General features: G+C 56.2%; 27 protein-coding genes, 1 pseudogene and 1 riboswitch. Of the genes and pseudogenes, 5 read left to right on the top strand and 23 right to left on the bottom strand.

The features are described 5' to 3' along the window. Window position 1 precedes the first annotated feature (1 nt). Entirely contained in the window at window positions 2-1,354 is a 1,353-nt protein-coding gene (locus L1D43_RS18535; protein ID WP_239853925.1) for an MATE family efflux transporter, read from the top strand. A 195-nt stretch (window positions 1,355-1,549) separates the two neighbouring features. Here the strand turns inward: L1D43_RS18535 and nfuA are convergent, their stop codons facing one another. Beyond that, the gene (gene nfuA / locus L1D43_RS18530; protein WP_144202418.1) at window positions 1,550-2,128 is read right to left on the bottom strand and encodes a Fe-S biogenesis protein NfuA; all 579 of its coding nucleotides are present in this window, start codon (window positions 2,126-2,128) and stop codon (window positions 1,550-1,552) included. Between the two features lie 206 nt (window positions 2,129-2,334). Here nfuA and L1D43_RS18525 point away from each other — a divergent pair, with 206 nt between their 5' ends. Together L1D43_RS18525 and L1D43_RS18520 are read left to right on the top strand one after the other, a co-directional pair. Continuing rightward, window positions 2,335-4,872, top strand: a complete 2,538-nt coding sequence (locus tag L1D43_RS18525; RefSeq protein ID WP_239853923.1) for a M14 family zinc carboxypeptidase — start codon at window positions 2,335-2,337, stop codon at window positions 4,870-4,872. Window positions 4,873-4,947: 75 nt separating this feature from the next. After that, window positions 4,948-5,199, top strand: a complete 252-nt coding sequence (locus tag L1D43_RS18520) for a DUF333 domain-containing protein (protein ID WP_239853921.1) — start codon at window positions 4,948-4,950, stop codon at window positions 5,197-5,199. A 45-nt stretch (window positions 5,200-5,244) separates the two neighbouring features. On the opposite strand, the gene gltS is transcribed toward L1D43_RS18520, so the two are convergent. The 17 genes from gltS to moaA all read right to left on the bottom strand — a co-directional run bounded on the left by gltS (window position 5,245) and on the right by moaA (window position 17,024). After that, window positions 5,245-6,468, bottom strand: coding sequence for a sodium/glutamate symporter (gene gltS, locus L1D43_RS18515; protein ID WP_239853919.1), 1,224 nt, complete (start codon window positions 6,466-6,468; stop codon window positions 5,245-5,247). Window positions 6,469-6,680: 212 nt separating this feature from the next. After that, entirely contained in the window at window positions 6,681-6,836 is a 156-nt protein-coding gene (locus L1D43_RS18510) for a DUF2986 domain-containing protein (protein WP_239853918.1), read from the bottom strand. Between the two features lie 101 nt (window positions 6,837-6,937). Next, window positions 6,938-7,339 carry a RidA family protein gene (locus L1D43_RS18505; protein ID WP_239853917.1) on the bottom strand — a complete coding sequence of 134 codons (402 nt, stop codon included), beginning with the start codon at window positions 7,337-7,339 and terminating at the stop codon, window positions 6,938-6,940. Between the two features lie 196 nt (window positions 7,340-7,535). Further along, a complete protein-coding gene (locus L1D43_RS18500) occupies window positions 7,536-7,703 on the bottom strand; it encodes a YqaE/Pmp3 family membrane protein (protein WP_011863909.1) in 168 nt (55 codons plus the stop codon). A gap of 21 nt (window positions 7,704-7,724) precedes the next feature. Then, a complete protein-coding gene (locus tag L1D43_RS18495) occupies window positions 7,725-8,399 on the bottom strand; it encodes a TIGR01621 family pseudouridine synthase (protein WP_239853916.1) in 675 nt (224 codons plus the stop codon). A 12-nt stretch (window positions 8,400-8,411) separates the two neighbouring features. Further along, on the bottom strand, window positions 8,412-9,671 hold the full coding sequence (locus tag L1D43_RS18490; protein ID WP_239853915.1) for a HAMP domain-containing sensor histidine kinase: 1,260 nt from the start codon (window positions 9,669-9,671) through the stop codon (window positions 8,412-8,414). 49 nt (window positions 9,672-9,720) lie between these two features. Continuing rightward, window positions 9,721-10,398: a response regulator transcription factor gene (locus tag L1D43_RS18485; RefSeq protein ID WP_239853914.1), complete on the bottom strand. Its 678-nt coding sequence runs from the start codon at window positions 10,396-10,398 to the stop codon at window positions 9,721-9,723. A gap of 3 nt (window positions 10,399-10,401) precedes the next feature. Then, on the bottom strand, window positions 10,402-10,938 hold the full coding sequence (locus tag L1D43_RS18480) for a PepSY domain-containing protein (RefSeq protein WP_239853913.1): 537 nt from the start codon (window positions 10,936-10,938) through the stop codon (window positions 10,402-10,404). Between the two features lie 150 nt (window positions 10,939-11,088). Then, complete coding sequence (locus L1D43_RS18475) at window positions 11,089-11,445, bottom strand: NirD/YgiW/YdeI family stress tolerance protein (RefSeq protein WP_041406247.1); 357 nt, start codon at window positions 11,443-11,445, stop codon at window positions 11,089-11,091. Between the two features lie 106 nt (window positions 11,446-11,551). After that, window positions 11,552-12,661, bottom strand: coding sequence for an ABC transporter ATP-binding protein (locus L1D43_RS18470; RefSeq protein WP_239853912.1), 1,110 nt, complete (start codon window positions 12,659-12,661; stop codon window positions 11,552-11,554). Continuing rightward, the gene (gene modB, locus L1D43_RS18465) at window positions 12,642-13,322 is read right to left on the bottom strand and encodes a molybdate ABC transporter permease subunit (RefSeq protein ID WP_041509679.1); all 681 of its coding nucleotides are present in this window, start codon (window positions 13,320-13,322) and stop codon (window positions 12,642-12,644) included. The genes L1D43_RS18470 and modB overlap by 20 nt, the downstream gene beginning before the upstream one ends. Next, window positions 13,322-14,146: a molybdate ABC transporter substrate-binding protein gene (gene modA, locus L1D43_RS18460; protein WP_239853911.1), complete on the bottom strand. Its 825-nt coding sequence runs from the start codon at window positions 14,144-14,146 to the stop codon at window positions 13,322-13,324. The genes modB and modA overlap by 1 nt, the downstream gene beginning before the upstream one ends. Window positions 14,147-14,183: 37 nt before the next feature. Beyond that, a complete protein-coding gene (gene moaE, locus L1D43_RS18455; RefSeq protein WP_041509677.1) occupies window positions 14,184-14,651 on the bottom strand; it encodes a molybdopterin synthase catalytic subunit MoaE in 468 nt (155 codons plus the stop codon). Window position 14,652: 1 nt separating this feature from the next. After that, a complete protein-coding gene (moaD, locus tag L1D43_RS18450) occupies window positions 14,653-14,904 on the bottom strand; it encodes a molybdopterin synthase sulfur carrier subunit (RefSeq protein ID WP_239853910.1) in 252 nt (83 codons plus the stop codon). A 27-nt stretch (window positions 14,905-14,931) separates the two neighbouring features. After that, on the bottom strand, window positions 14,932-15,408 hold the full coding sequence (moaC, locus tag L1D43_RS18445; protein ID WP_041509675.1) for a cyclic pyranopterin monophosphate synthase MoaC: 477 nt from the start codon (window positions 15,406-15,408) through the stop codon (window positions 14,932-14,934). Then, window positions 15,401-15,931, bottom strand: a complete 531-nt coding sequence (gene moaB / locus L1D43_RS18440) for a molybdenum cofactor biosynthesis protein B (protein WP_041509674.1) — start codon at window positions 15,929-15,931, stop codon at window positions 15,401-15,403. The genes moaC and moaB overlap by 8 nt, the downstream gene beginning before the upstream one ends. Window positions 15,932-16,043: 112 nt before the next feature. Further along, on the bottom strand, window positions 16,044-17,024 hold the full coding sequence (gene moaA / locus L1D43_RS18435) for a GTP 3',8-cyclase MoaA (RefSeq protein WP_239853908.1): 981 nt from the start codon (window positions 17,022-17,024) through the stop codon (window positions 16,044-16,046). Further along, a riboswitch (molybdenum cofactor riboswitch) is annotated at window positions 17,012-17,146 on the bottom strand. It overlaps the preceding gene by 13 nt. 226 nt (window positions 17,147-17,372) lie before the next feature. Between moaA and L1D43_RS18430 the strand changes: the two genes are divergently transcribed. Together L1D43_RS18430 and L1D43_RS18425 are read left to right on the top strand one after the other, a co-directional pair. After that, window positions 17,373-19,022, top strand: a complete 1,650-nt coding sequence (locus tag L1D43_RS18430) for an electron transfer flavoprotein-ubiquinone oxidoreductase (RefSeq protein ID WP_239853906.1) — start codon at window positions 17,373-17,375, stop codon at window positions 19,020-19,022. Between the two features lie 261 nt (window positions 19,023-19,283). After that, window positions 19,284-21,200, top strand: coding sequence for a methyl-accepting chemotaxis protein (locus L1D43_RS18425; RefSeq protein WP_239853904.1), 1,917 nt, complete (start codon window positions 19,284-19,286; stop codon window positions 21,198-21,200). Window positions 21,201-21,275: 75 nt separating this feature from the next. Here the strand turns inward: L1D43_RS18425 and L1D43_RS18420 are convergent, their stop codons facing one another. The 5 genes and pseudogenes from L1D43_RS18420 to L1D43_RS18400 all read right to left on the bottom strand — a co-directional run. Then, window positions 21,276-21,596, bottom strand: coding sequence for a DUF4870 domain-containing protein (locus tag L1D43_RS18420; RefSeq protein ID WP_011863893.1), 321 nt, complete (start codon window positions 21,594-21,596; stop codon window positions 21,276-21,278). A gap of 81 nt (window positions 21,597-21,677) precedes the next feature. Continuing rightward, window positions 21,678-22,370: an MOSC domain-containing protein gene (locus L1D43_RS18415; RefSeq protein WP_239853902.1), complete on the bottom strand. Its 693-nt coding sequence runs from the start codon at window positions 22,368-22,370 to the stop codon at window positions 21,678-21,680. A gap of 666 nt (window positions 22,371-23,036) precedes the next feature. After that, window positions 23,037-23,894, bottom strand: a complete 858-nt coding sequence (locus tag L1D43_RS18410) for a PfkB family carbohydrate kinase (protein ID WP_239853900.1) — start codon at window positions 23,892-23,894, stop codon at window positions 23,037-23,039. Window positions 23,895-24,024: 130 nt separating this feature from the next. Beyond that, window positions 24,025-24,372: a GNAT family N-acetyltransferase gene (locus L1D43_RS18405; protein ID WP_275659224.1), complete on the bottom strand. Its 348-nt coding sequence runs from the start codon at window positions 24,370-24,372 to the stop codon at window positions 24,025-24,027. Window positions 24,373-24,468: 96 nt separating this feature from the next. Then, window positions 24,469-24,993 (bottom strand): annotated as a pseudogene (locus L1D43_RS18400) (GNAT family protein); the annotation flags it as partial. Between the last annotated feature and the right edge of the window lie 36 nt (window positions 24,994-25,029).

Genomic DNA, 25,029 nt, shown 5'->3' with positions numbered 1-25,029 from the left:
TATGTCGCCACTAAACTTATTGTTAAATAAACAGAAAAATAGCCAGCTGTTCGCGCTCGCCGTCCCCATGATTCTGTCTAACATTACGGTTCCCCTGCTGGGGCTGGTCGATACTGCCGTCGTGGGACATCTGAGTAACGCCTATTATTTAGGGGGAGTCGCCGTCGGGTCAACGGTGATCACCCTGATTTTGTGGATTCTGGGCTTCCTGCGCATGTCGACTACGGGCTTGGTAGCGCAGGCCTTCGGCGCCAAAGAGATGCAAACCCAATACCGTCTGCTGATACAGTCGACCAGCCTGGCACTTCTACTCGCGCTATTAGTCCTGCTTCTGCAGCAACCCATCATAGACACGGCCATGGCACTCTCCGATGCCAGCGAGCAGGTACAGTATTACAGCCAGGCCTATTTCAACATCCGCATCTGGTCTACCCCATTCGCTCTGGTCAACCTGGCACTGCTAGGTTGGCTACTGGGTCGCCAGCAACCTAAGGCCGCCATGTGGCAGCTCATCGCCGCCAACATCATCAACATACTGCTGGACCTCCTGTTTGTGATGGGGCTAGGCTGGGGCGTCGAAGGGGCTGCCCTGGCCTCTGTACTGGCCGACATGACTGGTTTTGCCGTGGCTGCCAGCATGGTACTGCGCACCATCAAACAGGAAGGTGACTTCGCCTTTATGCCACTGTGCCGCAGTCTGTCGCTCAACTGCTATCAGAGATTGGTGCGCCTCAACCTGGATATCTTTGTGCGCAGCCTCTGCCTGCAACTCGCCTTCGCCTTCATGACCTTTCAGGGAGCCAACCTGGGCGACAATACGGTGGCCGCCAACGCCGTGCTGCTCAACCTCCTGCTGCTCATCTCCTACGCCTTGGATGGCATAGCCTATTATGGTGAGGCCGAGGTAGGGCGGGCCGTGGGCGAAAAGAGCCATGAGCGCCTAACCCAAAGCGTCACCCTCGCCGGGCTATGGTCGGCCATCTTTGCCCTGCTGTTCACCCTATTTTTTGCCCTGTGGGGCGAGCAGATAATCCATCTTCTGACCAACATACCTAAGGTGCGCCAGGAGGCTCAGGCCTATCTTGCCTGGGTCGTTGCCCTGCCGCTACTCGCCTTCGGCTCCTACCTGTTTGACGGCGTCTATATCGGCGCTGCCCAGGGCAAGGCCATGCGCAACACCATGATACTCGCCACCTTCGCGGTCTTCTTCCCCACTTGGGCGCTGCTGCAGGACCATGGCAACCATGCCCTGTGGGCCGCCATGAGTCTGTTTATGCTCACCCGTAGCCTCAGCCTAGCACTGGATTACCACTACCGCCTCAGCAAGATGTTGACTCCAACGAAAACGGGATGACCTAAGTCATCCCGCTGTCTGCTTGCTTACTCTTTATACCAATCACGGTAAGTAAGTGATCAGAAATAGCGTAGGAAAAACATTCGAGAACAAGGCAGTATTTTCGATAAGTAGTTATTCTACAATCTAAAATACTAACACCGTTATCGGACGTTTTAACAAGCTAGCATGATCAATTATTTACTACGATAGGTATTATTGGTAAGAATGTTCACCGTGTTGGTGTTCGGTGACATCACGCACCCCGGTCAGCTCGCCAGGGAACATATCCAATAGCTGCTTCTCGATGCCATCTTTCAGGGTCACGTCAACCATAGAGCAACCGTTACAGCCACCGCCAAATTGCAGGATAGCAATACCGGCTTCGTCGATATCCACCAGCATGATGTTACCGCCGTGGCTGGCCAGCTGAGGGTTGATTTCAGACTGGATCACATACTCGATACGCTCTTTCAGCGGCGCATCGGCATCGACCTTACGCATCTTGGCATTAGGCGCCTTCAGAGTTAGCTGCGAACCGAGTTGATCGGTAACGAAATCGATCGAAGCCTCTTCGAGGAAAGGAGCACTCTTCTCATCCACCATGGCATGAAAACCATTAAATTCGAGTTCGATGTCGTCTGCCTCTACGGCATCCGGCGGACAGTAAGACACGCCACACTCAGCCGAAGGGGTACCTGGGCTGATAACAAAAACGCGAATATGAGTTCCTTCAGGCTGGTCAGCGAGTAGCTTAACAAAATGCGCCTGAGCTGCATCGGAAATGGTGATCATTAAGACATGCTCCGTCAGGATAAACCCGAGTGTTTTAGTAAGAATTAAGACTATGATACTCCGACTATCACCAGCTTTGTAGCCCCTTTGTCTAATAGTCGTGAGATTTTTGCCTTGGCAGTATGGCTAAAGTCAGACCGTAAGCTGGAAACTGACAGGTCTAACTGTTAATTTAGCCTTTATATACAATAATAAAGAGCATTACCATGCTGCAACTCTGCCTTTTGCTGCTTTCTATCGTTCCCCTGCTCGCGAGCTTTGCGACAAATGCTCAAAGCGTGATCTCAGTCTCGTCCGCCTACCAGACAAACAGCAGCCTGGCATCACCCAGCGAGTTCCTCGGTTACCCCCTTGGCCAGTGGCATCTGCGCCATGATCAGATCAACTATTATCTCAAGCAGCTCGCCCAAAACAGTCCCAGAGTCAGCCTGGAATCCACTGGACAGAGCCACGAAGCCAGACAACAGCTCACGGCGGTGATCACCTCATCCGCCAACCAGGCCAAGTTGGCACAGATCATCCAAGGGCGTCAGCAAGTGAAAGCGGGTAAGGCCCCCGATGGCCCGCTGATCATCTGGCTGGCCTATTCGATCCATGGTGACGAAGCCAGCGGCGCCCATGCGGCACTTGAGGTCAGCTATCGCCTCAGCCAGAGTCAGGAACCCTGGGTGCTGGAGTTACTGGATAAGGCAGTGGTGTTGATCACCCCGTCTCAGAATCCAGATGGCCTAGATCGTTTCTCAACCTGGACCAACAACTATACCGGTAAGGTAAAAGTGAGCGACGAGAATCATAACGAGCACAGACAAAACTGGCCCGCCGGCAGACGCAATCACTATTTTGCCGACCTTAATCGTGACTGGCTGTTCCTGCGCCACCCCGAGTCTCAGGGCCGCATCGCCCTGTTCCACAAGTGGCAGCCTCACTACCTGGGCGACTTCCACGAGATGGGCCACGACCAGACCTTCTTCTTCCAGCCTGGGGTACCGACACGCACCCATCCGCTGACCCCCAAGGAGAATCAGGCGATCACCCAAAAATTCGCCAGCTTCCATGCCAAGGCACTGGACGAGGGCAAGCAGCGCTATTTTACCAAGCAGATGTTTGACGATTTCTACTATGGCAAAGGCTCGACTTACCCGGACATTAACGGCGCGGTAGGCATACTGTTTGAACAGGCCAGCGTGCGCGGACAGCAGCAGGATTCAAAGAATGGCCTGCTGCGTTTCAGCCAGGCCATAGACAACCAGATAGCCACCTCCTTCTCCAGCCTCAAGGGGGCCCTGGCACTGGCAGATGAGCTGAAGCAGTATCAGAGCCGCTTCTATCAGCGCAAAGACAAACACCCACCATCGGGGCGCGAAGCCGGCTTCCTGCTCGGCGCGCCGGGGGATCCCGGCAGACGCGACGATCTCGCCCACCTGCTGCGCCGTCATGGAATCGCCTTCTTCTATCTCAAGGAAAGGATGCAGCAGGGCAGACATCAGTACGGCCAAGACGACAGCCTGTTCGTGCCCATCAATCAGCCGCAGAAGACGCTGCTACTGGCCATGTTCGATCTGCGCACCGAATTCGATGACGCTACCTTCTACGACGTCTCCAGCTGGAACCTGGCCTTCTCCTATAACCTGCAGATGGCCCGCAACGTTAACCTGAATGTCGACGACCTGCTCACCGAGCCGCAAGCCAGAACGCCCGGCATGCTGAGCAGCAATAACGTCGCGGTGTTGATCGATTGGCGACAGCAGAACGCCGCGCCCATGCTGCAGGCCCTGCTTAGCGAGGGCATTCGGGTCAAGTTTGCCGCCAAGCCCTTCAGCCTTAATCTCGACGGCCAGCCCCTGAATATGGAGGCCGGCACCCTACAGATCCCAGTGGCCCAGGCCGCCTTAGCGCCGGACGCCCTGCTCGAAAGGCTCGCCGCGCTGGCTAAGCAACATCGGGTGCAGCTAGTGGGCGTGGATACTGGACTTGCCAGCTCAGGAATAGACCTCGGCAGCCCGGATTTTCACGATATAGCCCCCATCAAGGCGCTAGTGGTGACCGGCTACGGCACCTCGTCGACCGAAGTGGGTGAACTCTGGTATTTCATGGACAACCTTATCGGTGCCCCCCTGACCCAGGTGGATGTCAGCCGTCTGCCCAGCATAGATCTGACGCCATACACCCATGTGTTCCTCATGGACGGAAGCTACGCCAACCTGGAAGATAAATACGCTCGCAAGCTGGGACAATTCGCCATAGAGGGAGGCGTCATCGTCGCCCAGAAAGGCGCGCTGCAGTGGCTATCCAAGGGCAACCTGCTCAAGAGCGATATCAGAGAGAAACGTTATTTCAGTCAGCTGTTCGCCACCGATGGCCTCGCCTTCGGCGACAAGGGCAAGCTGGATGCACGCCAGGCGATCGGCGGCGCCGTACTGGCACTGAATCTGGACACCAGTCACCCGATCACCTTCGGCTTGGGTGGCAATCGCCTGCCAGTGCTGAAGAACAAGGCGTTTGGCCTGAGCAAGAACCAGCCGCCTTTCGTCACCGCCGCCACCTACGCCGATGAGCCCCTGCTGGACGGCTTCCTGGCAGAGGAGTATCAGCGCAGCCTGAGTCAGACCCCCGCCATTCTCGTGGAGCGACACGGCAAGGGCGCCCTGGTGGCCCTGGCGGACAATCTCTTATTTAGAAATATCTGGCTTGGCTCGCAGAAGGTGTATGCCAACAGCCTCTACTTTATTCCGGCTCTACATTGATCTTCGCGCTTAACCCTTTTTCGACGCGGCAACGTTATAAAGGGTTAATCGCTAATCAGAGAATAGGAAAATGACATGAAGATATCCCACACCATAGCGGCGCTGCTTTTCACCCTTGGCTTAGCGGCTTGTCAGACGCAGGTGGACAAGGAGCAAGACGCCGCAGAGTCCAAACCACTGTCTATGGCGAACCCAGCCGCCCTCTACTGCGAATCCTTAAACGGCACGCTCGACCTCGAGAGCGGCATCTGCACCCTGCCCAGTGGCGAGCAGATAGAACATTGGACCCTATATCGCCGGGATCATCCTCAGGCTGAGGGCCAATAGCAAAAAAGCACCCTAGGGTGCTTTTTTAATACTAAGCGAGTAAGGCTAGCCGATAAAGCTGAGATAGCCCTGCAATATGATGGCGTTAACTATGTCGATGAAGAAGGCACCGACGATGGGCACCACCATGAAGGCCTGAGGCGATGGGCCCGTGCGTGACACCAGGGCCCCCATGTTCATCACAGCCGTCGGCGTGGCACCCAAGCCAAATCCACAGTGACCACCGGCCATGACGGCGGCGTCATAGTTGGCGCCCATCAGCTTGAAGGTGATCCAATAGGCAAACAGTGCCAGCACGGCGGTCTGCACCAACAAGATAATGAGCAGCGGCACCGCCAAATCGAAGATCTCCCACAGCTTAAGATTCATCAGCGCCATGGCCAGGAAGAGCGCCAGGGAAACCGTCCCCAAGACGTCGACACTCTCGCGGTTGATCTTAAAACCACGCGACACCTCTGTGATGTTGGTGATCACCACACCGAAGAAGAGCGCATAGACGAACTCAGGCATCTTCAACCAGCCGATATCCAGATAGCCCACCAGGGAGCCAAACCACTTGGCACCGGCCACACACAACAAGAGAATAAAGAGCACCTCAAGGATACTCTTGGCCGTCACCCTGTCTTCTTCGAGCTGGTCATAGGTCACCAGATCCGGATGGTCCTTGTGGTGATTGCCACCGACACCGTAAGCGGAGATGAGACCATTCTTGTTGATCAGGCGCTGCGCCACTGGACCACCTATGATACCGCCCATCACTAGGCCGAAGGTTGCCGCCGCCATCGCCAGCTCCAGGGTGTTGATACCATACTGATCGGAGAAGGTCTGCGCCCAGGCCGCACCTGTGCCGTGGCCTCCCGACAGGGTGATCGAACCGGCGATCAGTCCCATCAGCGGTTCCAGCCCCAGGGCGGTGGCGATACTGACCCCCACGGCATTCTGAATAATGATGTAGAGCGAGGCGATAGCCAGAAACAGGAACACCTTGGTGCCACCCTTCATCAATAATTTGTAACTGGCCGCCAGCCCCACGCTACTGAAGAACATCAGCATCAGGGTATTCTGCATCGACAGAGAAAACTCCAACGAAATGTTGTAGGAATGCAGCGCGGTGATCACAGCCGCCACCAGCAGGCCACCCACTATGGGTTCGGGAATATTATATTTACGAAACGCTGCCACGTGACGATTAACCGAATGGCCAATAAAGAGCACTAAAATCGCCACCAGAAACGACTCCAGCTCTCCAACGGTATAAACAGTATTCATGGTTCTCCTTATTTAGGCGATAGCCATATCGGCCTATCTAGCCTTGTCAGCGGACGCGCTACATCAAGCCGCCCAAGCATTGCCCAGTCTTGGGTCGCTCACGCCGGGCACAACTCCAATGTGTATCTCGTCAGGAGAGTCAAGATAGGAAGATGTCGGCAGTAAAGCGCCCCAACGGGACGAATGAAAATAAATTGAGGAAGGTCTCTAACCTAAGAGACGAGTTCAGCGGGTGGTTCGGCCGCCTCGGCGAGTCGTTCGCGTTCGGCCTTGGCGATATACTTAGGCTTACCTGTGCGATGAAGTTTAGCGTTCGCCTTCTTCGCCTTGGCCTTAAGTGTTTGATTGATTTTCTTCTTTCTGTTCATGGCGGCGATTATAGCCTAAAACGCCGCCCCGTTGGGTTATCAGAAAGTTAACAGTACAAATTTAATGCAAGTCAGTTCGGCTTAAATTGGGCGCCAGCGGCCTAATCCCCCTCGAAAGCCTTAGCCGCCTGCGCCTCGATCTCTACCCGCCAGTGTGGGTCAAACAGCCCCTGGACGAAGAGCAAGGTGGTTGGCAATCCGCCCACATCGAACCCCAGACGCGCCTTGGCGGCTTGGTAGGCTGGCAGATCATCTCTGTCGACAAGGTAGATACGCACCGACACCAAGTCTTTCAGGTCCATCTCGTTGGCCCGTAACACGGCGCGTAAGTTCTCCCACGCCTGCACTATCTGCCCCTCTGCATGGGGCGCAAGCTTGCCCTGCCTGTCTATGCCCAGCTGTCCGGCAATATTCAGCCAACGCGAGGGCGCAGGGATTAGCGCACATTGATGATAGTTGGCCGCAGGGACCGCCAGGGTATCCGGACTCCAGATCTTATTCATCTTCTCTCCTTTACTGGTTTGAATTAGACCCAGCGAGTCTGGCAAGTCGAGATACGGAGAAAAAGGGAGGTGGCTTGAACTCACTGTTCAGGCCAGGGGTAACAATCTGCCATAAAAAAGCGCAGCCTATGCCGCGCTCTATTGCTAGATATCGAACAAGACTGAATCTCGAGCAATATTTAGTCTCGAACAAGACTTAAGATTTGGTCACCACCCACAGGGCGTGTAACAGGCCTGGAATGAAGAACAGCAGGCAGAGAATGATGTTGATCAGCAGATCCTTACCGACACCACTCTTCAAGAAGACGGCAACCGGTGGCAGCAGAATAGCGATGATGACGAGCAGCAGTTTATTGGTATCCATAGACAGGCTTCCTTAATTGACTCAATTTCGTTTTGGCCAATCTAACTTCTCAGGCTTACCCCATGTTTGCAACTGGTTTTTTACCCCATCCAGGCCAAATGCCTCGCCCTGCTCAGGCGCGCGCTGATAGGCATAAGCCTGCCCCTGCCATTCGAACCCTAGGGCGAAGGCGTGCAGGTAGCCACGATCGGCCTCCTCACCACCATAGAGGCTATCGCCGAGGATCGGCACCCCAAGGCTGGCCAGCGCCACCCTAAGCTGATGTGTCTTACCACTGAGCGGCTTGAGCAGATAGAGACGCAGACCCTCGGCCACGGATTGCGAGAAAAACTGAGTGATCGCCGGGTTCTCCTTGCTGCGCAGCAGCTTATACATGCTGCGACGAGACTTGGCCATGTCGCCCACTATGCTGCCCTGCTTCTTCTTCGGCTTGCCCTTGGCCAGCGCCAGATAGTACTTCTGCACCTTGTGCTCGCTAAAGCGCTGGGTAAAAGCTGCCGCCGCCTCGCTCGACTTGGCAAACAGCAACAGGCCAGATGTCATGGTATCCAGGCGATGCACAGAATAGAGCTTGATATCGAGATCCCGCTCCAGCTGCGCCATCACGCCGGCACTGCCGTCTTGGCTGTGAAAGTGAACCCCGGGTGCCTTGTCGATCACCAGAAAGTCGGTCTCGTCGGCAATGATCTTGTACATGAAATGTCGGCCCTATGAAAAACGTATGCTCACCTGCAGCCCAGGCTGGTTATCGGAGAGCTCGATGCGGGCATTATGACGTTGCAGGATAGCCTTGACCAGCGAAAGCCCCAATCCCGTACCCTTGTTGTGACGGCTCGGGTCCAGACGCACCAGACGATCGAACACCTTCTCGGTGGCGTCATCCGGGATACCCGGCCCATTATCGCGGATCAGTATTTCATTGCCTTGCTGGATTATCTCAATCTTGGCGCCCTCGCCGGAATACTTGATGGCGTTGTCCACCAGGTTAAACAGCGCCTGGAACAGCAGGTATTTATCCCCCATCACGCTATAGTCTTGATCCAGCGACAGGCTCAGGGTCTGGCGATTGGACTCGGCCATCGCCTCGGCCATCTCAAACAAATCCTGACACAGGTCGTTAAGGCTCAAGGGTTGTAGCTCGAGATCCTGCTGCCCCTCCTCGATACGGGTGAGGGAGAGCATGGCATCGAAGGTCGCCAGGCAGTGATCCAGCTCCTCGATCAGGATGGCGCTGGCCTCATCCAGTTCCTCGGCGGGCCGCTGCGGTAACTGCTCCAGGCCTATCCTCAGATGAGACAGCGGAGTTCTGAGATCGTGGGCGATATTGTCGGTGGCGCCACGCACCGCGTGCAGGTTAGCCTCCAGGGTATCCAGCACCTGGTTAAAGTTACCCGCCAGCATGTCAAACTCATCCTGGCGCCAGCTGATTGGCAGACGGGTGGAATACTCGCCCCGCTCGATGCGGCGACTCAGGCGGTTGTACTGCACCAAGCGGCGCAGAATCGCCTTGGAAAACAAATAGCCCAGGGCCAGGGTCAGCACAATAGTCAACATCAGCGCCGTGATGGCCGCGTTGACGAAACGCTCGATAAGGGTGGCGAGCTGATCGGTGCGGGTGGCGATAAGCACAGGGCCATAACGGGTGATCACCAGGCCACCGGTAAGAATATGCAGCTTGTCCGGCCCGCTGGTGAGAATGGGAAAGTCACGCGTCTCAGGCAGCAGCGGCATGTCATCTGGCATCAGGCTCAGCGCCCCCACCAGATCCAGCGAGCTGCGCCACACCACCAGGGCCGTCTTGGGATCTGCGGTGCGGATCTGGGTGGCAAAGCTGCGTCTGTCCAGGGTGAGCGCCATCTGCTGATAACGCAGTTTTTCTGCTGCCAGGTGCTGATTGGTCTGCAGCTCCTGCTCGTTTATCAATTGGCGATACATGCCAAACAACAGGGTGCCGATAATCAGGGTCACCAGGGCAGAGAAGATGATGGTAATGCGCCAGGCACTACTCTGATAGGGTCTAATGCCCTTGACGGAGGCGATAGCCAGCCCCTCGAACCGTTTCGATCAGCTCGCCAAAGCCCAGCTCTTCAAACTTACGTCTCAGCTTGGCGATATGCACGTCGATCACATTGGTGCGAGGATCGAAATGGTAATCCCACACCGCCTCGAACAAGAGGGTGCGGCTGATCACCTGATTCGGGTGTTCCATCAAGTACTTGAGCAGTTGAAACTCTTTGGGTTGCAGTAAGATCTCGCTGCCCGCCAGGGTTACCTTGCGGGTCAACAGCTCCATCACCAGCTCGCCCACCTTAAGCTCTGTCTGCGCCGGCGCGGAGTTCCCACGCTGCATCAGCTTCTCGGCGCGCACCAGGAGTTCGGAGAAGGCAAAAGGCTTGGTCATGTAGTCGTCGCCACCGGCCCTGAGGCCCTTAACGCGCTCATCCACATGGCTCAGCGCCGACAGGATGAGTACCGGTGTCTGGTTGCTGGTCGCGCGCAGCGCCGCCAATAGCTTGAGGCCGTCGAGCTGCGGTAGCATGCGATCCAATATCACCAGGTCATACTGCATACTGGTGGCCAGCAACAGGCCCTGATGGCCATCGCTAGCGGTTTCGATATTGTGCCCCTGTTCGGCAAATCCCTTGACCACATACTCTGTGGTGGTCGCATCATCTTCTACCAGTAATATTTTCATCTGTTAATCCCACTTCAACAGGGGCAAAGGCCGCTGATTTTCGATATCGAAGGCTATCTTATGTTTGCCGTTGGCATCGATAAGCTTGAGTTCCAAGTAGCTGATGCCCAGGTCGTGATCCAGCTGCGCCTCGAGAATATGGGCGTTGCTGTCACCCATGGCCAGCTTAAGCAGTTGCGAGAAGCTCTGCTCCATCTCTTTGAGCAGGCGCACCGCCTTGAGCTCATCCTTATCGTCGGCTTCTAGGGCCTCCACCTTCTGGCGAATGAGTCGGCCATCTTTCGCCCAGAACTCAAATTCGCTTATGGTGTCGTCCTTGGTGTTGATCATGCTGATCTCATAGATCAACTGACCATTTTCCACATCGATCTGAAACTCGGATATCACCCCAGAGTAGGTCTTCTCCGCCTGCTGGATCATCTTCTGTGGAGTCAGGCTTTGGCTATCCGATAGCAACTCAAGCACTGCCGGATTGGCCTGGGCCGCATTCGCCCCCGCCAGTCCAGACAACAGCATTAAACTGATAAACCAACGAGCCATAGCTCCTCCATTAAATTCTTCAATATCGGTATCTTACACGCAAAAAATCCCAGTACCAATGGGATAGACGAGGGGCTTAGGGCTTTCAAGATTAAATTTAGTTTAAACTCATTTGGCCCATTTCACCCACGCCAGCGAGTTGGTCTCGGCCTAATGCGCCTGATCCACCAACTCTATGCTGTCGATCTCTATCTCGATACCGCGCCATTCGTCGTCCACCTCACCCCTCAGGGTGACAGTTGTATCGCTGGAGACCTCTATGTCGCGCCACAGGGCGTTGTCTATCTCCACCTCGACTTCGCCGCTGCTGTCGCGAAACAGGTACTTTTCATCCCCCAGGCTCTTGATCAGCTTGCCTGTCAGCTCCACTGGTGTGTCATCTTTGGCCGTGTGGGCGTCGCTAGCCTGCTGGATCACGCCGCCCGCCTTGGGGCCGTTGTAGGCGGCGAAGGCCGGCAGGGTGAGTACGCAAGAAAGGATTAGGGTGCCTGTGAGTTTCTTCTGCATCGTGTGTCTCCTCGAGTCTTAATACCCAAGGATAAATGACGGCAAATATCGGGGAGATGGAAGCCGTATTAAGGATTGATCATATTCTATTCAGCGGCGCAACAGCTTAGTCATTTTCCAGGATATGGATCAACTCAGACTTGAGGGCCACCTCTGTCTCGACGCCGGGCGACAGGCCCATCTTCTGGGCGAAATGCAGCGGCACCTCGGCATTGAGATGATGCTTCACCCCCTTGATGCTAGCGAGGATGCGCATGGTCTCACCCATACTCAAGCAGGACTCTATGGTGATACTGAGCTTGTTGAAGCTGCGGCACAGACGCCCCTTGGTGATGGAGTTAAACCTCACCCCCTGATTAGGGATCACCCAGCGCACCTTGGCGCCTATATCTAACTCTTCACGGTAATTACCGGCAATCAGGTGCTCACCAAACCTGAGCCAGGTAATCTGTCGCTCCGCTTCCTGCGCCACCACATGGGCGTCGAACAGGTTTCTTAGTCCCATCTGTTTGGCGACCGCCTCGTTGCGCGGACGGCTCAACACCTCCCGCGGACTGCCTTGCTGCAGCAGGGTGCCCTGGCTGATAAGGATCATGCGATCCGCCAGCAGCAACGCCTCGTTGAGATCGTGAGTCACCATGATCACAGGGATCGCCAGCTGCTCCTTGAGCCTGGCCAGCTCGAGATAGAGACGCTCGCGGGTCTCCCTGTCGACGGCGGAGAAGGGCTCGTCCAGCAGCAAGACTCTGGGCTCACGGGCCAGGGCCCTGGCCAGGGCCACCCGCTGGCGCTGACCACCGGACAGGTTGGCCGGCAGCCTATCCGGCAAGCCGTGAAGATTTACCCGCTCGAGCCAGTCTTTGGCCCGCGCGACCCGCTCCGCCTTGGGGATATGATCCAGCGCCGCCACCACGTTGGCCAGCGCCGTCATGTTGGGAAATAGGCCAAAGTGTTGCGGCACATAGCCGAGATGACGCTGCTGAGGCGTCAGGTAGCGCCCACTCTCGCTGCTAAACCAGACGCTGTCGCCATAGCGAATCTCACCCGACTCTGGCTTGGTCAAGCCGGCGATCATTCGCATCAGGGTCGACTTACCGCCCCCCGAGGGGCCGACCACGGCCAATACCTCGCCGGCGCGGCAGACAAACTCGGCATCCAGGGCGATGCCCTCTTGCTGATAGATCTTACAACTGAGATCAGCGACGTCTTGAGACACTCACGCCTCCTAATCGACGGGACAGGCTGGTGGTGAGCGCCAGCGCTGTGATGGCAAACAGCAGGAGCAGCAGAGACATCTGCCCCGCGGCGGCGAAATCGAACGCCTGCACGCTGTCATAGATGGATATGGCGATGGTCTTGGTCTCGCCGGCGATATTGCCACCCATCATTAGCACCACACCAAACTCACCCAGCACATGGGAGAAACAGAGCACCAGCGCGGTCAATACGCCCGGCCACACCAGAGGCAACTCTATCTTAAACAACACCTTGGCCGGACTCATGCCGCAGCAGGCGCCTGCGTCGCGCACCTCTTCGGGCACCGCCTCGAAGGCGCGCTGAATCGGCTGTATGGCAAAGGGAATATTGACCAGCACTGAGGCCACCACCAGCCCCGAGAAGTGGAACACCAGCTGTTGCCCCAGCAGGGCTTCGAGCGTCTGACCCAGCCAGGACTGGCTACCCAGGCCCACCAGCAGGTAGTAGCCGATCACGGTCGGGGGCAGCACAAGGGGCACCATGATCAGCGCCTCCAGCCAGGACTTGCCCCTAAACTGACGATAGGCCAGGAAGCGGCCTGCCCAGATGGCAAAAGGGATCAACACCAGCACAGTGACACAGCTTAACTTGATCGAAAGCAGCAGCGCCTGCCAATCCATCAGTGGTCTCCAGCCGGCTTATTAGCAACATCAGCGACTTCATTGCCTCTGCCATCGCCAGGTAGGCCGAAGCCAAACTCGAGGAACACCGCCCTCGCCTTAGGCTGACTCAGATAGGCATAGAAGGCCTTGGCGGTCTCACCCGCCTTGGGTGTGAGCACCATGCGCTGGTTCATGGGTGAGTGCCACTCGCTCGGCAGCACCACATAGTGGCTGGCGGCGCGAAACTGAGGCGCCATCGCCAACGACAGGGCGACGATACCGCCATCGGTAGAGCCGCTCAGGGCAAACTGCGCCGCCTGAGACACGTTCTCGCCATAGATGAGATAGGGCTGCAGAGGTTGCCAGAGTCCCAGATGTTGCAGCGCCTCTCTGGCGCGCTCACCATAGGGGGCGTGATCGGGATTGGCGATGGCAAAACGCTTTAATCCGCCCTGCTCCAGCAGTGTCTTAACGCCGACCAGCTCGGCATCTAAGGTCAAAGGCGAACGCTTGGGCGCCGCGAGTGCTAAGCGGCCGATGGCGTAGATCTCGCCATCGCTCTGGGTTACACCAAGCTTATGTAATTGATAGATATATTTGTCGTCTGCCGACAGAAACAGCTCGAACGGCGCACCGTGGCGCAGCTGCGCCACGAAGTTGCCTGAGGAGCCATAGGAAATGCGCACCCGCTTGCCCGTATCCAGGGTAAAATCGGCGGCTATCCTATCCAGGGCAAACTTGATGTTAGAGGCGGCGGCGATGGCCGGCACCTCGGCGGCCCAGCTTGGGGTTACTCCCAACAGCAGCAGGCAGCCTAAGACAAAACCTCTGAGTAAATCCATTTCAACCCTTCCTCATCACCAGGGTGCTGGCCCCGGCTTACTGCTTGTCCCACATTTTGGCAGCCTGCTCGTCGGCATCTTTAGCCTCGACCCAGTTCTTGCCCTGATCCCCGGCCTCCAGCTTCCAGAATGGCGCCTTGGTCTTGAGGAAATCGATCAGGAATTCACAAGCCGCGAACGCCGCCTTGCGGTGGGCACTGGTGACACCGATGAAGACGATCTGCTCGCCCAAAGCCATGGTGCCGACCCGGTGAATAATGGTCACATGGGTCAATGGCCAGCGCTCTCTGGCTTCGGCAGCGATCTGGTTGAGCACCGCCTCTGTCATGCCAGGATAGTGCTCCAGGGTCAGGTCGGTCACCGCGCTGCCGTCATTGAAATCACGCACCTTGCCTACGAAGGTGACCACGGCGCCGTCGCTGTCATCGGACGCGATACGGGCATATTCCTCGGGCACGCTAAAATCTTGCGTCTGCACCAATACTCGGTCAATCGCCTGGCTCATACTAACCTCCGGTAACGGGGGGGAAGAAGGCCACCTCGTCGCCATCTTCAACCTGGGTATCCCAGCTGCTGATGGTCTGATTGACCGCTACCAGTAGCTTGTCGGAGGCCAATACCTTGCCCCACTTGTCATCTTTGGCCGCCAGCAGTGCACGCAGGCCTTCGGCGGTAGTGGTCTGTTCGCTCGCTTCGACTTCGAGCTTGCTCTCGCCTAATAGTTCGCGCACCTGGGCGAAAAACAGCACATGAATCATAAACTTTCCCCTAAATACTCGTGTCGCTTAAACCTTAAAGTGCCCAGACTTGCCACCCCGCTTCTCCAGCAGGCGTGTCTGAGAGATCACCATATCTTTCTGCACCGCCTTGCACATGTCGTAGATGGTCAGTGCCGCCACCGAGGCCGCGGTCAGCGCCTCCATCTCGACCCCAGTCTTGCCGGACAGCTTACACAAACTGGTGATGCGTACCCGGTTATGTGCCGGCTGCGCCTCAAGATCCACCTCGACCTTGGTCAGCATCAGGGGATGGCACAGCGGGATAAGATCTGAGGTCTTCTTCGCCGCCTGGATCCCTGCGATGCGAGCCGTGGCGAACACGTCGCCCTTGTGATGGCTGCCGCTCATGATCATCTCAAGCGTCTCGGGCGCCATCTCGATGAAGGCCTCGGCGCGGGCCTCGCGCTCGGTAACCGCCTTCTCGGTGACATCCACCATGTGGGCATTGCCATCGGCATTAATATGGGTAAATTCACTACTCATCGATTGCTACCTTCTTCACGTGCATCACAAAGTTACAGGGTCTGTGAGTGGCATCCAGTTGTTCTTTTAAGATCTTGTTCCAGCCCGTCTTGCAGGCACCGGTAGAGCCCGGCAGACAGAAGATGGCTGTCTTATTGGCGAAGCCGCCCAGGGCGCGGGACTGTACCGTCGAGGTGCCCAGCTCCGTGTAGGTGATATGCCGAAACAACTCGCCAAAGCCCTCTATCTCGCGATCCAGCAGCGGCTTGACCGCCTGTGGTGTGTTGTCCCGCTCGGTAAAGCCTGTACCGCCGGTGGTGATGATCACCTGCACATCACTCGAGGCTATCCACTGAGACAATACCGAACGTATCTGATACTTGTCATCTTTAATCAGTCGGCGCTCGGCAAGCTTGTGTCCGGCCGCTAACAGAGCCTCTTGTAAAAACTGTCCCGAGGTATCTTGGCTCAGATCTCGACTATCGGAAAGGGTTAATACCGCTATATTGAGCGGTTCAAATTCGGTTCTCGTGCAATGACCCATAACGTCTCTCTTCACTCTTGGTGTGGTTTGCGGTTAACAGATGCGCCGACAGGAATATGGGCAGAGTATACCCACACGGCGAACGCGACTTCTTGCGCTGGCGCAAGCCAGCCTAGCCTCCGATAGAGGCCAGATGCTGGGTCACGCCTGTGATGCCATCGTGGAGGAAGTGGGTTTCCTTCTTCGCCCTCAACTGGCCGTGGAGTCGTTCGATCAACTCACCACGCTGCTCGTGGGATTGCAGCAGATCCCGCAAATCGACACCGTGTTCGGTGAAGAGGCACAGGTGCAGTTTCCCCTTGGCTGAGACCCGCAGGCGGTTACAGCTGGCGCAGAAGTTCTTCTCATAGGGCATGATCAGGCCGATGCGTCCCTTGAAGTCGTCATGGCTGAAGTTTTGCGCCGGGCCATCGTCGACCGCCGACTGATCCAACTGCCAGCCATCCTGAACAAGCTGCGACTTGATGTCGGCACCCGCCAGATGATGAGCCTTGAAGTAATCACGCCCCAGGCCGGTTTCCATCAGCTCGATGAAACGTAGGTCGATTGGGGTGTGCTTGATCCAGTGCAGGAAGCGTGGCAAGTCTTTGTCGTTTAAGCCCTTGAGCAGCACGGCATTGATCTTCACCCGCTCGAAGCCCGCCTCCAGGGCCGCGTCGACGCCGCGCATCACCTCGTCGAACTTATTCTCGCCAGTGATTTGATAGAACATGCGCGGGTCCAGGCTGTCTACCGAGACGTTGATGCGTCTCAGGCCGGCATCGAACCACTCCTTGGCATGCTTCTCCAAACGATAACCGTTGGTGGTGGTTGCCAGCGTCTTGATCTTGTCGTTATCGGCGACGATACGCACGATATCGGTAAAGTCTTTACGCAGGGTGGGCTCGCCACCTGTGATGCGGATCTTCTGGGTGCCGACCTCGGCAAAGGCGCCCACAAGATTCTCGATCTCATTGAGATCTAAAAACTTAGGCTTACCGTCGGGGCGATAACCATCCGGGAGGCAGTAGGTGCATTTGAAATTACAGACATCGGTAACCGACATCCGCAAATAGTGAAATCTTCGACCAAAATTGTCTTGTAGTTGAGACATGATCACCTTTCCAAGTAAGGGGAGGTGAGTCAATTTCTTTCCTCACCCCGGTGGCACTATTGCCACGGCTTAATCTCCCTATCTGTGGACGTAGGAGAGAAAGCTCGGAGAACCGTCGTTTCCCAATTATAGGCCGATATAGACCGGCTTTTATAGCAGAAACTTCCCGTTTCTTGTCTGAGATCAATCGGGCGTTAACATAATGTGACACCGCTCACGAAGATAAATACCATCAATTAGTCTATCCTGACTGCTTAAACTCTGTGCCATTTCGCCATTTTAGGGTAAGGTGGATGCAAAGAATAAAACACCCGTTTCAATCGGGGGAAAGCTAAAAGAGGTGAAGTGATGGAACGCGAATCGATGGAGTTCGACGTCGTTATCGTTGGCGCAGGCCCTGCCGGCCTGGCTACCGCATGTCGACTAATGCAAATCTCACAAGACTCTGGCCAGGAGCTCAGCGTCTGTGTGGTCGAGAAAGGTTCGGAAGTGGGCGCGCACATTCTCTCGGGTGCCGTGTTCGAACCTAAGGTGCTCGAAGAGCTATTTGGTGACTGGAAAGAGCAAGGTGCACCGCTACACACGGCCGTCACCCACGACGAGCTGCACATGCTCAGTTCAGACACGGCCTCACGCGCCATGCCCAACGCCCTTATCCCTAAGACGATGCATAACGATGGCAACTATATCATCAGCGTCGGCAACCTGGCCCGTTGGCTCGCCGAGCGTGCCGAGGCCTTGGGCGTCGAGATCTTCCCAGGCTTCCCCGCCAGCGAGCTGCTTTTTAACGAAGATGGCAGCGTAAAAGGGATCATCATAGGTGACATGGGTGTCGGCGCCGATGGCGAGCCCAAAGACAGCTATGAACCGGGCATGGAACTGCACGCCAAGTACACTGTATTTAGCGAAGGCTGCCGCGGCCACCTGGGCAAGCAGTTGATCGAGAAGTTCCACCTGGATAACGGCAAGACACCGCAACACTACGGCCTGGGCTTCAAGGAGATCTGGAAGGTCCCCGCCGAGCAGCACGAGCAGGGTAAAGTGGTTCATACGGGTGGCTGGCCGCTCACCGACGGCGCCTCGGGCGGTGGCTTCCTCTATCATATGGAAGACAACCAGATCGCCGTGGGTCTCATCATAGATCTCAACTATCAGAACCCACATCTGAGCCCCTTCGATGAGTTCCAGCGTTACAAGACACATCCAGTGATCAGCCAGTACCTACAGGGCGGCGAACGACTCTGCTATGGCGCCCGCGCCATCACCAAGGGTGGTCTCAACTCGCTGCCTAAGATGAGCTTCCCAGGCGGCCTGATCATAGGTTGTGACGCAGGTACCCTGAACTTCGCCAAGATCAAGGGTACCCATACCGCGATGAAGAGCGGCATGATCGCGGCCGAAACCATCTGCCACGCCCTGCATGCTGGCGTAGAGGGCGGTAAAGATCTCGACTGCTACCAGGAGAAGTTCGAACAGAGCTGGCTGCAGGATGAGCTCTACTGCTCACGTAACTTCGGCCCCGCGATGCACAAGTTCGGTGCCTACCTGGGCGGCGCCTTCAACTATATCGATCAGAACTGGTTTGGCGGCAAGTTCCCTATCACGCTCAGAGACGAGAAGGCCGACTATGCCCAGATGGCCGAGGTCAGCGCCTACAGCAAGATAGATTATCCTAAGCCCGACGGTAAGCTCAGCTTCGACAAGCTTTCTTCTGTCTACCTGTCGAACACCTTCCACGAGGAAGATCAGCTGTGTCACCTGCGTCTCAAAGACGAGCGGATCCCTATCGAGGTGAACCTGGTCAAGTTCGACGAACCGGCCCAGCGTTACTGCCCGGCGGGTGTGTATGAGGTGGTGGAAGACGCCGGCGAGAAGAAGTTTGTCATCAACGGTCAGAACTGCATCCACTGTAAGACCTGTGACATCAAAGATCCGAGCCAGAACATCACCTGGGTCACCCCAGAGGGCGGCGGCGGACCTAACTACCCGAACATGTAAGCCTGGCCTTGTTGCTCGACAAACAGACTAATTCAAACGCGCCTTAGGGCGCGTTTTTACTTGCGCTTAACATCCCTGGCCACCATAATGGCCCCATACCTACAAGCGTTACCAAGACGCACTCTATGATCCAGAGTGGATCGCCCTACCCTCAAAAAAAGTTCAATGGTTTAGCGTGTTTAGAAAACAGCGACTAACCTTAATAATCAAGTTGTCACACTCCGAGGGATGCTCGGACAGAGTAGATGCGAGTCATAAAAGATGAAACTAAACATGCTCACCATCAAGCAGAAAATATTACTCACGGTTACGGTCGCGGTATTGTTGTCTACCGTGCTAGTGGGTGTCTTGAGTCAACGCAGCGCCAAGGAAGTCGTCGAGCAACGCATGCTAACCTCCGAGCTGCCCAACACCTTGCAGGCGATCCGCAACAAGGTAGAGATGGATATCGCCACCCTGATGAACGCCGCCGAGCAGCTGGCCAGCAGCAAGATGCTCAAGCAGTGGCTGGTCGAGGGCCGCCCTGCCGAGACAGAGCCTCTGGTGATCGCCCAGCTCAAGGATGTGCAGCAGCAATATAAGCTGGTGCAAGCCTCCTATGCCGACAGGCAGACCGCCGCCTACTACACCCAGGACGGCTTTTTGCGGATCCTCACTCCGGATCAGGATGGCTGGTTCTTCAACTATAAAAACAGCGGCACAGAGCGCATGCTCAACGTCTTCACCGAGGCCAATGGTGATGTAAAACTCTTCATCAACTATCAACAGCCTAACGACCGCGGTTTGGTGGGGCTGGCCAAGTCACTGGATGACATGGTGCGCCTGCTGAAGTCCTTCAAGATCGAAGATACCGGCTTCGTCTACCTGGTAGATGCCAAGGGCGACGTTAAGCTGCACTCGGACACCAGCCAGATAGGCAAGGCCAGCCTGGCCTCCCTCTATGGCGGCGATGTGACCAGGCAACTGCTGAGCAAAGCCGACTTCGGCCTGACACAGACAGAGCTGGATGGTGAAACCCTGCTGGTCGCCAGCAGCTATATTCCCTCGATGGACTGGTATCTCATCGCCCAGGTGCCAAGAGCCGAGGTGTTTGCCCTGCTGGAAGAGTCGGCCTATCAGATCCTCATCTGGACTCTGCTGATCGCCGCCGCCTTCATTGGCTTCTCTACCTTCGTCTCCGCCTCGGTGAGCCAACCCATCGCCAAGGTAGCCGACATGCTGCAGGACATAGGTCAGGGTGAGGGCGACCTGCGTCAGCGCCTACCAGTCGAGGGTAACGACGAGCTGGCGCAGCTTGCCAAGGGCTTCAACAGCTTCATCGAGAAGATCCAGCACTCCATCATAGAGGTGACAGACACCAGCGTGCAGCTGAGTCACGCCGCCAAAGATGTGGCCAATCAGGCCCAGCAGACCCAGGACGACAGCCAGCTGCAGAAAGATCAGACCATGATGGTGGTCACCGCCATCAACGAGATGGGCGCGACCGTGCACGAGATCGCCGGCAACGCCGCCCAGGCCGCCGACAACGCCAAGGACGCCGACAACGCCTCAAGCAACGGTCAGATAGTGGTCACCCGCGCCCGCGACACCATCAATCAACTCTCAGAGGATGTGGAGCAGGTAGGCAATGTGATCGAGTCCCTGGCCACCCATACCACCTCCATAGGCAGCATCCTGGATGTGATCCGCGCCGTGTCGGATCAGACCAACCTGCTGGCCCTCAACGCCGCTATCGAGGCCGCCCGTGCCGGTGAGGCTGGCAGAGGCTTCGCCGTGGTCGCCGAGGAAGTCCGTAACCTCGCCTCACGCACCGCCGCATCGACCGATGAGGTGCAGAAGATGATCGACAACCTGCAGAGCGAGGCCGCCCGCGCCGTCGAGGCGATGACCCAGAGCAAGAGCCGCAGCCAGGAAGGGGTGCAGGCGGTCGACGAGGCCAGCCACACCCTGACGGAGATCAGCCAGCAGATAGGCGCCATCACAGACATGAATATTCAGGTCGCGGCGGCCACCGAGGAGCAGTCTACTGTGGTGGAAGATATCAACCGCAACGTCACGGAGATCAGCGAGATCACCCAGCGTACCAGCGAGACCTCCCAGGCCGTGGCCCAGGCCAGCCAGTCGCTCAACCAGCTGGCCCACAGGCTAGACAGCTTGGTCGCCGGCTTCAAGGTCTAGGCGGTTCGAAGCTTATAAGTGCTTCGGCCACAAAAAAGCCCGCAATCGCGGGCTTTTTATTTTGCCTAACAAGCATCAGGCCTTAAGAAATTTAATCGTCAATGGATACTGATAACTAATGCCCTCGCTGGCCTTCATGGCGGCTATGATGGTGACCACGATATCGAAGATCGCCAGCACACCCAGCAGGATAAAGCCGATGCCGACGAACATGAGGATCATGCTGATGATGGCGTATACCATCACGCTTATCTTAAAGTTCAGACAGTTGCGACCACAGCTGTCGACGAAGGCGATCTCCTCGCGCTTCATCAGCCAGACAATCAGGGGCCCTAGTATAGAACCGAAGGGGATCAGATAGCCGGAAAAGCTGGCCAGATGCACCGCCACCCCCATGTTTCTATCGTCACGGGACAGTTGTTCAATATCAGACACGAATTACACTCCTTGATGATTCATTATCAATTTTACGTATTGCTACAGGCGGTTAGGCCCAAATAAACGCACTTCCCAAGGCTCAATCTTGCGACTTTCCAGGCGGCGCTGCAAGCTATTTACCCAAGACTTCGCCAGCCCCTCACAACTGGCCAGGCGATCGTAGGCGCCGGGATCAAAGGTGGGCGAGAAATAGATACTCATCGCCTCGCGCAGGCTGATGTTGCTGCGGCGCTCGATAAGCCTGATATCATCTTCCAGACTAATTTCACCTGGCATGATCACCCGATAGAACCAGCCACACAGGCCACTGGTCTGCATGGCGAGGGCAAACTCGGGATGACCAAACTGATGGTTGAGCTTGAAGCAGGGAGAGCGCGGCTGAGTCACCTGCAGGCGCACCTCGCCGATGGCGATGATGTCGCCGATATTCACCTGGGTCTCGTCCAGCCCAACTGTGCTGATGTTCTCGCCCATGGCGGGCACATCCTTGAATCCCTGCATCATGTCCCAGCGACGATACTGACCATAATGCTCGCGAGGAAAATGGTGCAGCACACGGTCGGCGCCGCCGTGATGCTTGGGATCCGCCTGGCCGTCACCCTCGACGCCCAGCTCCCCCACCACCAAACGACTGCACGCCCGCTTGGCGTCGATCATGCTGGGTATTCCCTCGAACGCCTCGGCCTTGTCGCCACGATACAATCCCGAAATCTTATCTACCAACCGCGTCATATCCTTCACTCCCCTGACTACTGCTTACGCCTCTCGCCCTCAGACAAAGGCGAGACGATTCGATACAAACTCCCTCTGTCGCCTCAGGCATTGCCCCTGAAAAATAGCGGCCTAGGGCCTGTTTATCTTTCGCGTTCATTTTTGCAGCACTCTGTATCGATTTTATACAAGGCAGAGCGATTGTAATGTGGTGTGCTACATCAATGAGCGATAACGCAGTAGAAAAATGATACAGACGCTGCCCGCTGGGGTCGTCTTGAGCACGTTCAACTCTTTGTTACTCGGCTTTTATATAGAATAACTATACTTCAAGCCTCATGCCGCGATTTGAACGTGCTCAATTAGAACAAAAATTGTTCTCAAAAGGTCAACAGGCCCTAGTTCTCCCTCAAGAAGATATCATGAAACAACACCTATTAGCCGTCTTACCGCTTAATTTCATACTCTTGCAGGCCCAGTTAGGCCTAAGCCATAGCAACAGGCGCTAGACAAGGAACAAAGAACAAGAGGCAAGAAACTGCAGGCAAAAAAAAGCCCCAGAAGATGGGGCGAGAGAACAGAAAAACACACTATGTTTGAAAAGAAGCTACACAAAACAAGGTCAGGGAACCGCTTACGACCAATGGCGTTACTCTAATCTGGATAAATGACACTATGATGACAAATCTAGGCCTTTTGTGTGACCGCCTGCTCTAGGTATGCCTTTAACTGTTCTCCGGGTATCGAACTCTCTGTCGCCACCGCAAAGGCCGCCCAGCGCGCCCCCTCGGCCATGGCCTGACAATAGCCATCACCACGCACTAATCCATGGATCAAGCCCGCCGCATAGGCATCTCCAGCCCCAGTGGTATCCACCACAGTGGCGGCCTCGGCGGCGACTCGCGTCTCGCCTTCTGGCTGATAGAGCATGGCGCCGTCGGCACCATCTGTCACGATAAACGCCCTTAGACTCTCGCCGGCGATGGAGAGACCGAACTGCCAGGGCGACAGCTCGCTACGTCCCTGCATATCGGCGCGCGAGGCGATTAACAGATGGCAGGGACGCTCACGGTTGTCTTTGGCCAGCTGCGCCACGACTAAGCTATGAGGCAAGGCCGTCTTGGCCCAGCTCACCGAGCCTTCTGCCGAAGAGTTAATATAGAGGGCGTCCCAATTTCGCCAGTTAGGCGGGGCGGCAAGCTCAAACCTTGGTCGCTCGGGGCGTATGATGGTGCGCTCGCCATCAGGGGTCATCACCAGCAGCATCTCACAGGTATGTTGTTGATAGCGCTGCATCAGGCGGCAATCTATGCCTAGGGTACTGGTCTCGGCCAGCAACCAATCCCCTATCTCGTCGCGCCCCACCTGACTGACCAGTGCCACCTCGTGACCGGCCCACACCAGACCTATCCCTGTGTTGGCACCACCGCCACCTAGGCGCTGACCACCATCCTGATAATGAAAACGTCCCCCCATCTTCAGGGGCTTATCGAGTCTGAGAATACGATCGCAGTTGAGGTTGGCAACCAGCAAAATATTAGCCATGAATGCTCCGGGTAACGGGGGAGATGGAAAGATTAGGCTCCCCTAACGAAAAGGTTACTGGCCCCTAACCTCGTGTATCGGGGCCTGCCGTGCCTCCTTTATATCAAGCCAGGCAGGAGGGCTCAACAGATTAGGGCTGCAGCAGATACATGCCCTCACTCGCCGGTCGCGAGAATTTAAAACCAAACTTCAGATAAAGTTCTGGAACATCAGCCATTAAGGTAATGTAAGCCCCCTTAGGCGCCGCCTCATCCAGATACTCCATGATGGCGGACATGATGGCACTCCCCAGGCCTCGTCCCTGATAGCCGGGATCCACGGCGATGTCCACCAGCTCGAAGTTTAGGGCGCCATCTCCCACGACTCGCCCCATGGCTATCACTCTTTCACCCCCTAGTCTGTCATCGGCTAAGATGTGTACCCCAAACAGACTGAGGGGGAGCCCGGCTATCGCCGCGGCGCGGGATCTCGGCGTCAACCCTGTGATCTGCCTAAGGCGCAAAAAGTCAGCCAAGGGCGCGACCCGCCTTATCAGGCGAAAGTCCTGAATGCTCTCCCCTGTCTGTACTTGCCGCCACTCGCTTGCCAGCAGGGCATAGCCATACTCGCTGCCCCAACTCCCCTTGAAGAAGATATTGTCTCGGTAATGGGCCTCGCGGCGAAACTCCAGGCGCTCAAGCAGCCCCCAGGCGGCATGGTTTTTCACATCCGTGATGGCCGAGATTCTGTGCTTGCCGAGGCCATCAAACAGGTAGATAAGCAGGGCCTGTAGCGCCTCACGTGCCAAGCCCTGACCTTGATACTCGCTCGCCAGGGTAAAGCCAATCTCGACCTGTTGCTCGTCGATAAAATGCAGCGCCAGATCCCCGACCAAGACTCGGTTCTGATGACACTCCAGCGCCAACTGCATCCAGGTGCCCGACGTCTCGAAGGCAGTGTTTTGCAATTCATCAAACAGCGCCAGCGCATCGCGATATTGATAATCTTGCCAGCCCTGGTAGCGGGCCACCTCAGGGTCGGCGCGGTAGGCGGTAAAGGCCGCTAAATCGCTGAACTCAAAGGCGCGGCAAATTAGCCGCTCTGTCTCGAAGTAGATCATGGCTACATCCCTGCCCCTATGCTTATGCCAGTACTA

The sequence above is a fragment of the Shewanella sp. Isolate8 genome (assembly GCF_022398495.1).
GTDB lineage: Bacteria > Pseudomonadota > Gammaproteobacteria > Enterobacterales > Shewanellaceae > Shewanella > Shewanella aquimarina.
This window is presented reverse-complemented; position numbering and strand designations above follow the sequence as displayed.

What these genes read in the sequence shown, in the direction of transcription:
- L1D43_RS18415 (WP_239853902.1), bottom strand. Translation starts at nt 22,370, where the DNA reads ATGACGCGGTTGGTAGATAAGATTTCGGGATTGTATCGTGGCGACAAG.
- L1D43_RS18495 (WP_239853916.1), bottom strand. Translation starts at nt 8,399, where the DNA reads ATGTACAAGATCATTGCCGACGAGACCGACTTTCTGGTGATCGACAAG.
- moaE (WP_041509677.1), bottom strand. Translation starts at nt 14,651, where the DNA reads ATGAGCCAGGCGATTGACCGAGTATTGGTGCAGACGCAAGATTTTAGC.
- L1D43_RS18510 (WP_239853918.1), bottom strand. Translation starts at nt 6,836, where the DNA reads ATGAACAGAAAGAAGAAAATCAATCAAACACTTAAGGCCAAGGCGAAG.
- L1D43_RS18480 (WP_239853913.1), bottom strand. Translation starts at nt 10,938, where the DNA reads ATGGCTCGTTGGTTTATCAGTTTAATGCTGTTGTCTGGACTGGCGGGG.
- nfuA (WP_144202418.1), bottom strand. Translation starts at nt 2,128, where the DNA reads ATGATCACCATTTCCGATGCAGCTCAGGCGCATTTTGTTAAGCTACTC.
- L1D43_RS18475 (WP_041406247.1), bottom strand. Translation starts at nt 11,445, where the DNA reads ATGCAGAAGAAACTCACAGGCACCCTAATCCTTTCTTGCGTACTCACC.
- L1D43_RS18410 (WP_239853900.1), bottom strand. Translation starts at nt 23,894, where the DNA reads ATGGCTAATATTTTGCTGGTTGCCAACCTCAACTGCGATCGTATTCTC.
- modB (WP_041509679.1), bottom strand. Translation starts at nt 13,322, where the DNA reads ATGGATTGGCAGGCGCTGCTGCTTTCGATCAAGTTAAGCTGTGTCACT.
- L1D43_RS18430 (WP_239853906.1), top strand. Translation starts at nt 17,373, where the DNA reads ATGGAACGCGAATCGATGGAGTTCGACGTCGTTATCGTTGGCGCAGGC.
- L1D43_RS18425 (WP_239853904.1), top strand. Translation starts at nt 19,284, where the DNA reads ATGAAACTAAACATGCTCACCATCAAGCAGAAAATATTACTCACGGTT.
- L1D43_RS18525 (WP_239853923.1), top strand. Translation starts at nt 2,335, where the DNA reads ATGCTGCAACTCTGCCTTTTGCTGCTTTCTATCGTTCCCCTGCTCGCG.
- L1D43_RS18520 (WP_239853921.1), top strand. Translation starts at nt 4,948, where the DNA reads ATGAAGATATCCCACACCATAGCGGCGCTGCTTTTCACCCTTGGCTTA.
- moaA (WP_239853908.1), bottom strand. Translation starts at nt 17,024, where the DNA reads ATGTCTCAACTACAAGACAATTTTGGTCGAAGATTTCACTATTTGCGG.
- moaB (WP_041509674.1), bottom strand. Translation starts at nt 15,931, where the DNA reads ATGGGTCATTGCACGAGAACCGAATTTGAACCGCTCAATATAGCGGTA.
- L1D43_RS18420 (WP_011863893.1), bottom strand. Translation starts at nt 21,596, where the DNA reads ATGGGGGTGGCGGTGCATCTGGCCAGCTTTTCCGGCTATCTGATCCCC.
- moaC (WP_041509675.1), bottom strand. Translation starts at nt 15,408, where the DNA reads ATGAGTAGTGAATTTACCCATATTAATGCCGATGGCAATGCCCACATG.
- gltS (WP_239853919.1), bottom strand. Translation starts at nt 6,468, where the DNA reads ATGAATACTGTTTATACCGTTGGAGAGCTGGAGTCGTTTCTGGTGGCG.
- L1D43_RS18500 (WP_011863909.1), bottom strand. Translation starts at nt 7,703, where the DNA reads ATGGATACCAATAAACTGCTGCTCGTCATCATCGCTATTCTGCTGCCA.
- modA (WP_239853911.1), bottom strand. Translation starts at nt 14,146, where the DNA reads ATGGATTTACTCAGAGGTTTTGTCTTAGGCTGCCTGCTGCTGTTGGGA.
- L1D43_RS18485 (WP_239853914.1), bottom strand. Translation starts at nt 10,398, where the DNA reads ATGAAAATATTACTGGTAGAAGATGATGCGACCACCACAGAGTATGTG.
- L1D43_RS18535 (WP_239853925.1), top strand. Translation starts at nt 2, where the DNA reads ATGTCGCCACTAAACTTATTGTTAAATAAACAGAAAAATAGCCAGCTG.
- moaD (WP_239853910.1), bottom strand. Translation starts at nt 14,904, where the DNA reads ATGATTCATGTGCTGTTTTTCGCCCAGGTGCGCGAACTATTAGGCGAG.
- L1D43_RS18505 (WP_239853917.1), bottom strand. Translation starts at nt 7,339, where the DNA reads ATGAATAAGATCTGGAGTCCGGATACCCTGGCGGTCCCTGCGGCCAAC.